Annotated in this window: 11 protein-coding genes; all 11 read right to left on the bottom strand. The window is 62.4% G+C overall.

The annotated features are described in order from the left end of the window. Positions 1 to 11: 11 nt before the first annotated feature. Positions 12 to 788, bottom strand: a complete 777-nt coding sequence (locus IEY28_RS04615; RefSeq protein ID WP_188994966.1) for a helix-turn-helix transcriptional regulator — start codon at positions 786 to 788, stop codon at positions 12 to 14. A gap of 312 nt (positions 789 to 1,100) precedes the next feature. Beyond that, the gene (gene trmB, locus IEY28_RS04610) at positions 1,101 to 2,153 is read right to left on the bottom strand and encodes an HTH-type sugar sensing transcriptional regulator TrmB (RefSeq protein WP_188994964.1); all 1,053 of its coding nucleotides are present in this window, start codon (positions 2,151 to 2,153) and stop codon (positions 1,101 to 1,103) included. Between the two features lie 48 nt (positions 2,154 to 2,201). Then, entirely contained in the window at positions 2,202 to 3,347 is a 1,146-nt protein-coding gene (locus IEY28_RS04605) for an ABC transporter ATP-binding protein (protein WP_188994962.1), read from the bottom strand. Positions 3,348 to 3,495: 148 nt separating this feature from the next. Continuing rightward, the gene (locus IEY28_RS04600; RefSeq protein WP_188994960.1) at positions 3,496 to 4,851 is read right to left on the bottom strand and encodes an ABC transporter substrate-binding protein; all 1,356 of its coding nucleotides are present in this window, start codon (positions 4,849 to 4,851) and stop codon (positions 3,496 to 3,498) included. A gap of 275 nt (positions 4,852 to 5,126) precedes the next feature. After that, a complete protein-coding gene (locus tag IEY28_RS04595; RefSeq protein WP_188994958.1) occupies positions 5,127 to 6,191 on the bottom strand; it encodes a glucose 1-dehydrogenase in 1,065 nt (354 codons plus the stop codon). A 58-nt stretch (positions 6,192 to 6,249) separates the two neighbouring features. Then, complete coding sequence (locus IEY28_RS04590) at positions 6,250 to 7,320, bottom strand: Gfo/Idh/MocA family protein (protein ID WP_188994956.1); 1,071 nt, start codon at positions 7,318 to 7,320, stop codon at positions 6,250 to 6,252. A 54-nt stretch (positions 7,321 to 7,374) separates the two neighbouring features. Beyond that, complete coding sequence (locus tag IEY28_RS04585; RefSeq protein WP_166970030.1) at positions 7,375 to 7,581, bottom strand: DUF8005 family protein; 207 nt, start codon at positions 7,579 to 7,581, stop codon at positions 7,375 to 7,377. A gap of 7 nt (positions 7,582 to 7,588) precedes the next feature. Beyond that, the gene (locus IEY28_RS04580; protein ID WP_188994953.1) at positions 7,589 to 8,785 is read right to left on the bottom strand and encodes an ABC transporter ATP-binding protein; all 1,197 of its coding nucleotides are present in this window, start codon (positions 8,783 to 8,785) and stop codon (positions 7,589 to 7,591) included. Between the two features lie 4 nt (positions 8,786 to 8,789). After that, positions 8,790 to 9,788 (bottom strand): carbohydrate ABC transporter permease, encoded by a 999-nt coding sequence (locus IEY28_RS04575; protein ID WP_188994951.1) that lies wholly within the window; start codon positions 9,786 to 9,788, stop codon positions 8,790 to 8,792. Position 9,789: 1 nt separating this feature from the next. Beyond that, a complete protein-coding gene (locus tag IEY28_RS04570) occupies positions 9,790 to 10,770 on the bottom strand; it encodes a carbohydrate ABC transporter permease (protein WP_188994949.1) in 981 nt (326 codons plus the stop codon). Positions 10,771 to 10,849: 79 nt separating this feature from the next. After that, on the bottom strand, positions 10,850 to 12,373 hold the full coding sequence (locus IEY28_RS04565) for an extracellular solute-binding protein (protein ID WP_188994947.1): 1,524 nt from the start codon (positions 12,371 to 12,373) through the stop codon (positions 10,850 to 10,852). Positions 12,374 to 12,497: the final 124 nt, after the last annotated feature.

Below are 12,497 nucleotides of genomic sequence, written 5' to 3'. Positions count from 1 at the left end.
TTCGCCAAAATCTACTCGTCCGACAGGTACGCGGGTAACGGCGTCCCGTCCTTCCAGACAGCGTCGAACAGCGCCCGTCCCCACTGGACGGCCGAATCGTCCGTCGAGAACACCTTCGCGTCCGGCCAGTGTCCGTCGTGGTCCGGGAGCGTGAGGATGACCCACTCCTCGGAGACGCCCAGCGCGAACGGCACCGACGACACGCGGACGGGCGTCTCGTCGTACGTTCGCGGGAACGGACTATCGTCCATCTCTAATAGTACGTCGTCGACGACGTGTTGCCCGACGAGGAGTCGTGAGTCGGCGTTGTCGGGCATCACCTCCTGATACTCTCGGTGGTACATCGGCGAGATTATCTCACAGCTCTCGACAGCGTCGACTTTCGATACCACCCACGGGACGAGGCCTCTGAGATCGTGCTCCGCCCGTTCTATGACCTCGTAGGCACCGAGTTGGGGGAGGCGACACCGAAACGCCTGTGGCAGGACGCTGGTGTCGTGACGCTCCCAGTAGCACGGGTTCGCGGCGAGCAGTCTGTCCGTCGCTCGCTGTCGTTCCAACGTATCTCCGACGAGACGCCCGGACCCGGTCAACCGCCACCCGTCGGGCGTCTCGGTCACCAGCCCCCGGGATTCGAGGTTCGACAGTGCATCGTACACTGCTGACTCACTCGCGTCCAGCGTCGATAACAGCGCGTCCGTCGGCCGGGGCTGTTCGTGGAGCGAGTCGACGACGTCGGACCGAACCGAGGACGAACCGACGTAGCTAACGAGAGAGTCAGTGCCCATACTTCCTACGGGCCGTTAGTGAAATCGATCGCACATATCAGTTTCCATCACGCTCGGAGACTTCCGCGAGACGTGAGTTACTGACCACGCGGCGGAAACTTCCGCTCGGAGATACTCGCATCTTTTTGTTTCGGTGGCGAGGATAACACATGCTGTCTGTCCGGGTTGTGTCCCTGCTGACAGTGCCGTCGCGTACGGCATCACCACCGCCAATACCGGACAGTGTTGCCGGAAGGCGACTTTCGACGCCGTCTGCCCGACGCCGTCCCGTCGTGGGCGACCGCCCACGACACTCATTGTCCTTCGACCCAGTCAGGCAGTCGGTGGTTCGTCCCGGCCGATCTGTATCTCGTAGGCCTCGATGTCCTCGTAGGTGGCCACCTGTCCACCGACGTCGACCGGCCCGTCGGCGGTTTCGACGACCAGCGTCGCTATCTCGCGGTTGGGACCGAACGAGGCTTCCTTGACCTTGCCCTGGGCGACCCAGTGGTCACCGGTCTCCACGTCACGACCCTCGATAGTGGCGTAGAACTCGCCGTCGAGCGCCGTCAAGTCCGAGATACACCGCCGAATCGTCCCGTACCGGCGGGGGAACGGCAGTTCCATGCCGTCGGAGGCGATAACTTCCGCGGTGGTCCAGAGGACCGTGTTGAGGAACCCGGAGACGAGAAAGCCGAGTTCCGAGCGGTTGAAGATGACACCGTAGCGGTCGGTGTCACCGCGGATGGATTCGCGCGTGGCGTACATCGAGTAGTTCCCGTCGGCGACGGCGACTACCGGCGTCGTGATACCGCGGCGACCCTTCACCGTCGTCGCGACGGAGTTGTAGTCGAACTCGTCCGGGTTCGGTGCCGCCGAGGCAGGAGACAGGAGGATTTCGATGGCGATACCGGCGTCGCGTCGCTCGGCCAGTTGCGACTCGAACCGGTCTAACAGCGACGGTGTCAGCGAGAGGGTCAGTTCGTACTCCGCCGTCTCGATGATGTCGTCTAGGTACCGGAGGATAGTGGGACGGGACTTCACGAGAGAGACGGCTTCCGGTTCGCGGGCCGGTGCAGTGTACCGCGTCGAGAGGTCGTCGACCAAGTCGTCGAGCGAGTCCTGTATGTCGCCGAACGCTTCCCGGGGGTCGATGGCGAGGACCTTCATCGGCCGGGACTCCTTGAGTTCGACGAGGCCGACGTCGCTCAGACTCCTGACGGTGTCGTACACTCGTGGTTGCGGGATATCGGTATTCTCCGATATCTCAGAGGCAGTCAGTTCGCCGTGTTGGAGGACGGCCAGATACGCGGCAATCTCGTATTCGCCGAGATTGAAGCGTGTAATGACCTGCTCGAGTGACGCCTCCAGGTCGTCACTGGACATATCACGGCGTTCTCTAGACGACTACAAAGAAGTTCGGCTATCGCCGCGCTACCGTACAGGCGGCGACTCAGCCGCTTCCAGTTCGCGGTTGCGAAGCGCCTCGCCGGACTTCCGGTCGAAGAGGTGAATCGCCTCTTCGGGGAACTCTGCGACGAGGTTCTGCTTGGCGTCGACGCTTTTCATCCCGTCCAGCACTGCGGTAAAGAGGTCGTCCTCGCTGACCTCGTTCCCTTCGAAGACGAGGTGGACGACGTTCTCATCACCCATCGGTTCGACGACGTCGACCACGGTCCGATAGTCGTGGTTCGACTCGACAGCGGACTTGAGCGTGACGTCCTCCGGCCGGATACCGAACACGAGATCCGTCTCCCCACCGAGAGACGAGATGGTCTCCTCCGAGAGTTCGTACTCGAAATCGTCGGTGACCAACGTCGAACCCTGTCGTTCGGCGTCGAAGAAGTTCATCGACGGTTCGCCGATGAACCCGGCGACGAACAGGTTGTTCGGCTGATGGTAGCACTCCAGCGGCGTCGCACACTGCTGGAGGATGCCGTCGTTGAGGATCGCGACCCGGTCGGACATCGTCATCGCCTCCACCTGATTGTGCGTGACGTACACCGTGGTCACGCCGAGGTCCTCCTGCAGTTGCTGGAGTTCGGTGCGCATCTCCGCCCGGAGCTTGGCGTCTAAGTTCGCCAGTGGCTCGTCCATCAGGAACACTTCGGGGTCTCGGACGATAGCACGCCCGAGTGCCACGCGCTGTTGTTGCCCACCAGAGAGGTCACTCGGTGGCCGTTCTAGGAGTTCCGGGATACCGAGGAGCTCTGCGGCCTCCTCGACGCGCATGTCGATTTCGTCGTCGGGCATATCCGTCGACTCCTCGAGCCCGAAGGCCATGTTCTCCCGCACGGTCATGTGCGGATAGAGGGCGTAGGACTGGAACACCATCGCCACGTTCCGTTTGGTCGGTGGGATGTCGTTCATCACCGTCTCACCGAGACGGATTTCGCCCTCTGAAATCTCTTCGAGACCCGCGATCATCCGGAGCGTCGTGGACTTCCCACAGCCGGACGGGCCGACCAATACGAGAAACTCGCCGTCGTCGATGTCGATGGAGACATCGTCGACGGCGACTATCTCCTCACCGTCGTCGTCGAATATTTTCGTTACGTTGTCGAGTGTCAGACCTGCCATCGCTTACTTCCCCATTGAGTTACTGCCGTATGTAATCTTTCGATGCTATCTGGGTACTCCCAGACCTGTACCGTCTGAAGCTCCCACAGGATAGCGTATATACCCATCCTATCCAACCGCGCCGAAAGAATCGTAGTTCGAGACGGCCTTACAGGTTGCTGTAGGCGTCCTTGAGCTGGCTGATGACTTTGTCGTTTGCGGAGCCAGTGATGAACGAGCTGAACGCCGACGAGACACCGGTCTTGACCGAGGGCTTGACAGCCAGGCCGTGCTGCAGGGACGGCGGCTGCGCGTCGGAGTCGGTGAAGTCCTTGATCTGGTCCTGTGAGAACGCCGAGAACGGCTCGGTGCTCGCGTCGGTGCGCGGCGGGATGGACCCCTTCTTGGGGTTGAACCGCTCCTGTCCCTCGGTGGTACCACAGTACCGACACCACTTCGTCGTCGCTTCGGGCGACGGGTTGGCGGTCGGGTACGGGAACGAGTCCATGTTCAGCATGTAGTTACCGGACGTACCCGGGAACGGGACGTAGTCCCAGTCTTCCTTGTACTTGAAGCCGTCCGTGCCGACGTAGGTCCCTGCCGCCCAGTCACCCTGGTGGAGGAAGGCGGTCTCCCCGTTGATGACGCCGGAGTTCGCCTCGGTCCACGAGATGGAACCGGAGTCGCTCGGGTAGAACTCGCTGTATTCTCGGACGACGTCGAGCGCGGACGCGATAGCGTCGCGGTTGGCCTCGATGTTGCCCTCGACCCAGGTCGCGTTGTACGTCTCGGCGTCGGTCTGGCCGAGGAAGATGGTCGCGAACATCTGGACCGTCGACCACGCGGAGCCGGTCTGGTGCGCCATGCCCGTGTAGCCGGCGTCGGAGACGGCCTTGAGGGCGTCGGTCACGTCCGACGGCGTCTCGAGCGAGGTCGGGTCGACGCCCGCGTCCTCGACGACGCTGACGTTGTAGAACAGATTGTTGATGCGGTGGATGTTCAGCGGGACGGTAACGTAGTTACCGGCCGGCTGTGCCGCGTCCTTGACGCCCGGCAGGTAGGCGTCTTTCATGCCGTTCTTGCTCCAGACGGAGTCCTCGATGTCTTCGAGGAGGTCCGCGTCCGTAAACGGAATGAGGTTCTTGCCCGGCCACGCCTGCCACGTGCTGGGGTGGCTGCCGTTCTGGATCCGTGTTCGGATGTTCGTCCGGAGGTTGCTCCCCGCACCACCGGCGACGAGGTTGTCGTCGGTCGAGACGTTCGGGTACTTCTCCTTGAAGCCCTCGAAGAGGGCGTTGATGGCCGCGTTCCCGTCACCCTCGCCCCACCAGTGAGCGACTTCGAGAGTGCTGGTCGCGGTGGTCGTGTCGCCCCCACCGTCGCCGCTGCCGCTGCCGTCGCTGCCGTCGCTGCTGCCGTCGCCGCCATCGCCACCACAGCCAGCGAGCGATGCGGCACCTGCCGCACCAGCGATCCGAAGAGCGTTACGCCTTGTCAGCCGTTTGTCAGAGTTGTCGTCAGTCATGGTTGCACCAATACCTCACCATTTCTTATTGAGGATTCGCACTTAATACTTCTGTATGACAACAGCGCTCGTTTTACCCTCCGAAAGTGACGGAAAATCCGCCCGCAGTCTGGCGGTTATGACTTAATTCGGATGTGGATGAATAATTCAAGCGGCCGAATATGTAAAACTATTGTCCGCTAATTACCACGAACAGAGTCTGGAATTTGTCGATTTCTGCCCTGATATTCCACGTCGAAAATCGGCCGCGTCGGATTTCGAGAGCCAGTCCCGAACTACAGCGTGTCGAACTCGACGACAGCCTTTATCTGGTCGTCGTCGTCGACGAACGCCGGTGTGACGTTCTCCGGTTCGGCAACCGTCGTGATGAGGCCGTCCAGCAACCACTCGGGCATATCCTCCAGCGTATCGATGGCGTACTCGAAGTGCTTGACGTGGGAGTTGACGGTCCCGACGAGACACTTGTTGTGGAGGACGAGTTCGTTGTGCAGCGATCCGCCGTCGACTTCGAAGTCCCACGGTTCCGGGATGCCAAGCAGGGCGCCGACGCCGTTGGGGGCGAGTGCGTGAACCGTCTCGATGGCGTGGGGGGCAAAGCCCGTGGCCTCGTACATGTAGTCGATGGCCTCGTGGGCCTCGGGTATCTCGTCGACGGACGTCTGTCGGGAGTCGACGTAGGTCGCACCGAGTTCTTCGATGACGTCTATCGTCGGGTCCGGTCGGTCGCGACGGCCGACGCAGTAGGTCCGGTCGAACTGCTGTCCGAGCATCCACAGCGTCAGCAGACCGAGCGACCCGTTGCCCAGCACGCAGGCCGTCTCGGGACGCCACTCGAAGGGTTCCCGCGTCGCGAAGGCGTGTTCGTTCGCCTTCTCCGTAATGGAGATGGGTTCGACGAACAGGCCGTACTCCGCGAGGTCCTCGGAGATGGGGACGAGATAGTCAGCCGGCGAGGTGAAGTACTCGGCCATGTAGCCGTGAGCACCCACGATACCCCGCTCGAAGTACTCGCCGTCAGGTGCCATGTCCGGTTCGCCGCGGCGGAAGTACTCGTTCGTCTCACCGTCAGGTTTCCGTCGGACAGTCGGGACGACGACCTGACCTTCCTCTAGCCCCGTGCCGTTCGGGTCCGCGACGACACCCACCGCCTCGTGACCCAGAATCATGTAGTCCTCGCCTTCGGGGTACCCACCATGTGCCCCGGCGATAACTTCGTGATCGGTCCCATCGACGCCCACGCGGAGCGTTCTGACGAGCGCCTCTCCGTCGGCCGGTTCGGGTCGCTCTATCTCAAGTAACTCAGGTTCGTCACCGTCCCGTGTCACACCAATCGCTTTCATAACCTATCGGACTGTGAGAGTACTCGGGATTAAGTCTTTCTTCACCGTTATTCGACCACTAGTCTAGGGAGACAGCGCGCTCCTGCTCGCTCGACCGATAGATGGCGTCCATCACACGCTGGACGGTCAGGGCCTGTTCGACTGTGTTGGTCGCCGGGGGGTCTCCGGACGCGACTGCCTCGACGAACCGTTGCTGTTCGATGGCGTGTGGTTCCTCGTCGCGGGTCTCTATCTCGCTCGTTCGGTGGTGCATCACGCCCGTCGACGCCGTTTCGTACAGTTCGAGCGTCCCGTCGGCGAGATTCAGCCCCGCGCCGGCCTCGTCGCCGCGGACGTAGTACTGCTGGCTGTCCGGCCGGTTGGTCGCCCACGCCACTTCCAGATTGACCGTCGACCCGTCTGCACAGCGGATGAACGCGCTCGCGGAGTCGTCGACGCTGAACTCGTCGGCACCCTGATCTTCGCCCCACATCGTGACGTAGGCGTAGTCGTCTTCGGTCCCGAACTGGGCCCGCGTCTCGCCACACACCTCGACCACGTCTGGGTAGCCGAGGAGATACAGCGAGAGGTCGATGGCGTGTGCGCCGATGTCGATGAGCGATCCGCCGCCAGCGATTGGCTGACGGGTGAACCACGACCCTCTCCCCGGGACGCCGCGTCGGCGGATGTAGTCGGCCTCGACGTGCGATACGTCGCCGAGAGTCCCCGCCTCGCAGTAGCCGACGAGGGCCTGCACTGGGTTCGCAAACCGGTTGTGGAACCCGACCATACAGAACCCCGGCGCGTCGGCGGCGGCCGCGGCGATCCGTTCGGCACTTTCCAGTGAGTGTGCGAGCGGTTTCTCGACGAGCACGTCCAGTCCCGCTTCGAGCGCTCCGACGACGTACTCCTCGTGGAACTTGTTCGGCGTGGTCACGAGGACGGCGTCGACGCTCGCGTACAGTTCGTCTGTGTCCTCGTACACCGTCGCGTCGTATTCTTCGGCGAACGACTGTCGAGCGTCGGGGTCTACGTCCATGCCCGCGGCGACGACGTCGCCGAGACCCGCGTCTTGGAGTCGGTCACAGTGGAGTCGTGCGATGTTGCCGAGGCCAACGAATCCGAGTTGAACTGTCGAGATGTCGGTCATATCTCTGCTGTCACTGTTGCAGGACAGCGCGCGCGACGAGAAAAGGGTCCCGGGTTAGTACAACTGCTTCTCGCGTTCTTCCCGCTCTTCTTCGCGCTCCTGCTTGGCCTTCTCGGCGCGGCGGCCGCGCCGGTACTCGATGATACCGGGGAGTATCTTGTTCTTCAGGTCCAGAACGAACGACCCGATGCCGTACGCCCAGAAGAAGAACAGGACCAGCATGAGGCTGAACCAGACGAGGCCGGGTAGCTGGTCTAGCATCGCTGTATCAGTCGTCTGATTCGGCTTCTCTGCCGGTCACGCCGGTATCACTGCCGACCGGTTCGAGTTTGTGGACGAGCGCGTCACCCGTCGCCGAATCGAATATGTGGACGTTGCGTCGGTCGATGGCGACCTCGATGTCCTCTTCCTCCTGAATCTCCGAGTCCGGTTCGATGCTCATCAGGAGTTGGTTGTTCGTCGTCTGCTTCTGGTCCATCGACGTCTCGCCCTCGGCCAACAACATGTAGGCGAATATCTCATCGCCCATCGGTTCGAGGATGTCCACGCGGGCGGAGATGAGCGAGGACGGGTCCCTGATCTCGTTGCGGAACTCGCCGGGATAGATGTCCTCCGGGCGGATACCGATGGTGACCTCGTCGCCGACGCCGAGGCCCTCGACCGTCGCAGGGTCGAACGCCAGCGAGAAGTTCGGCGTCTCGATGGCGCTCTCGCCGACGGTCCCCGAGATGAAGTTCATCGACGGCGACCCGATGAAGCCGGCGACGAACAGGTTGTCGGGCTCGTTGTAGCAGGTAAGCGGCGGGTCTATCTGCTGGAGGCTCCCGCTGTTGAGGACGGCGATGCGGTCCGAGAGGGTCATCGCCTCCTCTTGGTCGTGCGTGACGTAGATGATGGTGGTGTCCAGTTCCTTGTGCAGGCGCTGGAGTTCCGTCCGCATGTGGACTTTCAGCTTCGCGTCTAAGTTCGCCAGCGGTTCGTCCATCAGGAACACGTCGGGTTCACGGACGATTGCGCGTGCGATGGCGACGCGCTGTCGCTGGCCGCCGGACATCTCGTCGGGCATCCGGTCGAGCATCCCCTCTAGCTGGACGATGTCGGCGGCACGCTCGACCCGGCGGTCTATCTCGTCCTGCGGGTAGTCCCGCAGACGGAGGCCGAACGAGATGTTGTCGTAGACGTCCATGTGGGGGAACAGCGCGATGTTCTGGAACACCATCGCGATGCCCCGGTCCTTCGGCGGGAGGTTCGTCACCTCGCGGTCACCGATGTGGACTTCGCCCTCCGTCGGGATGGTGAGTCCGGCGATAGTCTCCATCGTCGTCGACTTCCCACAGCCGGAGGGGCCGACAAAGCAGATGAATTCGCCGTGATCGATGTCTAAGTTCATGTCGTCGACCGCGGTGACAATCTCACCCTGGTCGTCGTAGCGTTTCGTGACGTGTTCGAGTCGTACTCGTGCCATTGTATTACTCCTTGAGTGCGCCTGAGGTCAGTCCGCTGACGATGCGTTCCTGTGCGACGATGACGAGGATGACGACGGGGAGGACCCCGACGATGCTCGCGGCCGCCATGAGGTTGTACTGCGTAGTGTACTGGGTCTGGTAGCTCAGAATCCCACCGACGATGGGCGACCACTTCGCCGCCTCGGGCGACGTCGCCATGATGGAACTGAAGAAGTACTCGTTGTACACTGCGATGAAGGTGAGTACCGACGCAGTCGCGACGCCGGGCGCCGACAGGGGCATGATGACCCGGAACAGCGCACCCAGTCGCGTGGTCCCTTCGACGCGTGCGGCGTCCTCCAACCCGTCGGGAATCTGGCCGTAGAACGTCGTCAGGATGAAGATGGACAGCGGCATGAACAGCGCGCTGAACGGTAGCACCATCGATCCCGGCGTGTTCAGCAGGCGCGGCGGCGTGAACAGCGGGATGTCCGTGAACGGCACGGTGATCGGCGCGTTCCCGGCGAACGCCTGAAACAGCGGGATGACGAACGCGGCCGGCGGGAAGTAACTAATCGCGAGGATACCCAGCATCAGCAGGGCGCGGCCGGGGAAGCGGAGTCGGCCGAACACGTAGCCGGCCAGACTCGCGACGAACAGCACGATGACGGTCGTCGTGACCGCCAGTGCGAAGCTGTTCAGCATGTAGAGGTGGAACGGCACCTGCTCGAACACCGTGACGAACGCAGCGGGATTGAATCCCTTCGGCACCGGGAGCGGGAACGTCCCGCTGACTCCGAACAGGTTGATGGTCGGGAGGAAGCTCCCGGCAAGCAGGTTCCCCTCTGGCGTCACCGCGAGGACGGCGAGCCAGTAGAACGGGAACAGCGTCGTCACGAGGAAGAACGCCATCGCTGCGTAGAACAGCGCACGGTACACTCGCTCTGGGTTCTGGATCGCTCGCTGGGTCCAGCGTGCGAGTGGCCCATCGCTATCGTCTGTGTCCTTCGTTGTCGTAGCCATGTTAGATCGCGTCCTCCCCCTGCCACAGGATGATGCCCATCACGACGATGCCGATGATGGCGGCGGTCACGAACGCGATGGCCGCCGACGTCCCCTCACGCGTGTTGAACGTCGCGACGACCATGCAAGACAGCGACGGCACGACGGCACAACTCGAGACGGTGTCGATGATACCGTACACGCGCATCGCCTGCACGGAGCGGAAAAGCACCGCGACGCCGATAGTCGGCAGGATGAGCGGGAGCGTGATGAGTTTGAACTGCTGCCACTTCGTGGCGCCGGCGACTTTCGCGACGTCGTAGAGGCCACGGTCGATGCTCTGGAGGCCCGCCAGTATCAGCAGGGCCATGAACGCCGACGTCTTCCAGATGTCCGCGACGATGATGATAAACGTCGCACTGGCCGTGTCGTTCAGCGTGTTGGTGGGTGCCAGCAGGCCGAGGTCGGCAAGCGGCGGCGTCGCGAATCCGACGTTCGAGTTGAACATCAGGAAGAAGATCATCCCCTGAATGACGATCGGCACCGCCCACGGGATGATGATGGCCGCACGAACCCACCGCCGACCGTAGAAGTCCTGGTCGAGGATGAGCGCCTGTCCGAGGCCGATGAGGGTCTCGAACAGGACGCTCACGACGGCGAAGATTATCGTGATGACCAGCGCGCTGTTGAGCAGGCTCGTGAACTCGAAACTGCTCGGCAGGAACGTGGTCCCACCCGGGAGGTACCGGTTTTTCTCCCCGGTAAACAGCCCGATGTAGTTGTCGATACCGACGAACTTGATGCTGGTCAGGTCAGTCGAGACGGCGAATAGTGACAGTTCGAACGTCCGTAACAGTGGATAGAGGGCGACGACACCCAGCAACACGAACACAGGTACCAACAACAGGTACGCGTACTGCGTATCGCTCAGGTTCTCCATCCACCGCATCAGGTTGACGAGTGCCCCCGAGCGTTGTGACTCCCTCCCTGTTTCTGTGCTCATTCGTGTACCTCCCTCCTGGTTGGGGTCCGCTCCATAGTCAATAATAGCTTAGGTTTATTGTAAAACTAGGCCGCAGACGTTACGAGGATTCGGTGGCCTGCAGGTCCTTCTCGAGAGTCTGCATCGCGCTCTTCGAGGACGCCTCCTGTCCGACGGCACGGTTCGCCTGTTGTGCGATCTTACTCGACTGGTCGCTCCAGACGGCGGTCACCGGGCGCGGCATCGTGTTGTTCCCTGCGACCTGCAGGGTGTCCATGTAGCGGCCGACGACGGGCACGTTCTGGGCCTCGTCGGAGTTGAACAGTTCGGGGCGCGGCGGCAGCCAGCCCTGGATGGACAGCAGCTTGAGCTGGAAGTCCGGCTGCATCGCGGCGCGGATGACCTCGGTCACGGCGTCATCCTTGCCGCTGTTCGGGTTGACCGTCATGTGCCAGCCACCGAGTGCGGCCGTCGTGCCGCCGGTGCCGGGCTGTGCGGCATCGCTCTCGGACACGGCGTACGGGATGGGCATCGCGCCGAGGTTCTCGCCGAGCGCGGGGTCGTCGGTCTCCTCCGGGTTCCGGCCGGTGAGCGCGAGCGAGTAGGGCCAGTTGCGGTGGAAGACCGCGTTGCCTTCGGCGAACGGCGCCCGGGAGGGTTCCTCGTTCCAGCCGAGGATGTTGGTCGGCGTGAAGCCGCCGCCGTAGCTGCTGAACTGCCCGCCGAAGTCCTCGTCGTGGACGAACTTCCGCATCATGTTCAGCGCGTCGACGACTTCGGGGCGGTTGACCGTGACCGGTCGATCGCCGACTGGTCCGAAGAGGTTGTCGCGGCCGCCGAAGTAGGCGCCGCCCCACGAGGACATGACCTCGTTGAACGTACAGCAGGAGGTCCCCTCGTAGATGTCCCACTGGGTCGTAAAGCCAAAGTCCGTATCGGAGTTGTCGTAGACGTCGGCGGCGATGTTCGACCACTTCTCCCACGTCATCGGTTCGGTGGCCCAGTTATCGGACTCGGGGTTGTAGCCGGCTTCCTCGACGAGGTCCTTGCGGTACTGCATCGTCGGGAAGTCCGGGAACACTGGGACCCCGTAGAGGTCCCCGCTGCTGGGGTCACGTGCGGTGTCGGTGAACGCGGTGAAGTAGTTCTCGGAGACGTCCGAGAGGAGGTCCTCCGGGAGCGACTCCGAGAGGCTCTGGAGCTGACCGCGCTGGATGAAGATGTTCGTCCACCCGTTGTCCATCAGGAACATGTCCGGTTCCGTCTCGCCGGCGCTCAGGAGCCGGTTGTAGTTCGCCCGGGCCTGTCCAGTGTCCTGGTTGCGCGGGACGAACTCGATCTCGATGTTCTCGGGGAGCCCGTTCTCGCGGAGGGCGTCCTTGATAGCCGGGCCGTTGTTCTGGACTGCGACCGGATCGAAGCCCCACTTGACCGTGGTGGTATCGCCGCCGCCACCGCCGTCGCTCCCGTCGCCGGTCGAGCCACCGTCGCCACCATCGCCACCGACGAAGTCTGCACACCCCGCGATACCTGCTGCGACACCCGTCGCACCTGCTGCCCGAACGAACCGTCGCCGGGAAACGCTTGATGAGCTGTCGCCGTCTCTCGTGCCATTGTCCGACATGTCTATTCTGTGGTTGCCGGCGCACCACTTAAAGGTTATCCATAATTAACCACAGGTGTAGTTAATCGCCTGTGAGATGGCCGTCAAACACAAACGATCCTGACAGTTTTGATGCGTAGTGAAC

Origin of the sequence: Haloarcula pellucida (genome assembly GCF_014647235.1) — an archaeon.
Classification (GTDB): domain Archaea; phylum Halobacteriota; class Halobacteria; order Halobacteriales; family Haloarculaceae; genus Haloarcula; species Haloarcula pellucida.
Note: the sequence above shows the minus strand (reverse complement) of the source record. Positions and strands in the feature narration are given on the sequence as shown.

What these genes read in the sequence shown, in the direction of transcription:
- IEY28_RS04570 (WP_188994949.1), bottom strand. Translation starts at nt 10,770, where the DNA reads ATGAGCACAGAAACAGGGAGGGAGTCACAACGCTCGGGGGCACTCGTC.
- IEY28_RS04585 (WP_166970030.1), bottom strand. Translation starts at nt 7,581, where the DNA reads ATGCTAGACCAGCTACCCGGCCTCGTCTGGTTCAGCCTCATGCTGGTC.
- trmB (WP_188994964.1), bottom strand. Translation starts at nt 2,153, where the DNA reads ATGTCCAGTGACGACCTGGAGGCGTCACTCGAGCAGGTCATTACACGC.
- IEY28_RS04605 (WP_188994962.1), bottom strand. Translation starts at nt 3,347, where the DNA reads ATGGCAGGTCTGACACTCGACAACGTAACGAAAATATTCGACGACGAC.
- IEY28_RS04590 (WP_188994956.1), bottom strand. Translation starts at nt 7,320, where the DNA reads ATGACCGACATCTCGACAGTTCAACTCGGATTCGTTGGCCTCGGCAAC.
- IEY28_RS04575 (WP_188994951.1), bottom strand. Translation starts at nt 9,788, where the DNA reads ATGGCTACGACAACGAAGGACACAGACGATAGCGATGGGCCACTCGCA.
- IEY28_RS04580 (WP_188994953.1), bottom strand. Translation starts at nt 8,785, where the DNA reads ATGGCACGAGTACGACTCGAACACGTCACGAAACGCTACGACGACCAG.
- IEY28_RS04595 (WP_188994958.1), bottom strand. Translation starts at nt 6,191, where the DNA reads ATGAAAGCGATTGGTGTGACACGGGACGGTGACGAACCTGAGTTACTT.
- IEY28_RS04600 (WP_188994960.1), bottom strand. Translation starts at nt 4,851, where the DNA reads ATGACTGACGACAACTCTGACAAACGGCTGACAAGGCGTAACGCTCTT.
- IEY28_RS04615 (WP_188994966.1), bottom strand. Translation starts at nt 788, where the DNA reads ATGGGCACTGACTCTCTCGTTAGCTACGTCGGTTCGTCCTCGGTTCGG.
- IEY28_RS04565 (WP_188994947.1), bottom strand. Translation starts at nt 12,373, where the DNA reads ATGTCGGACAATGGCACGAGAGACGGCGACAGCTCATCAAGCGTTTCC.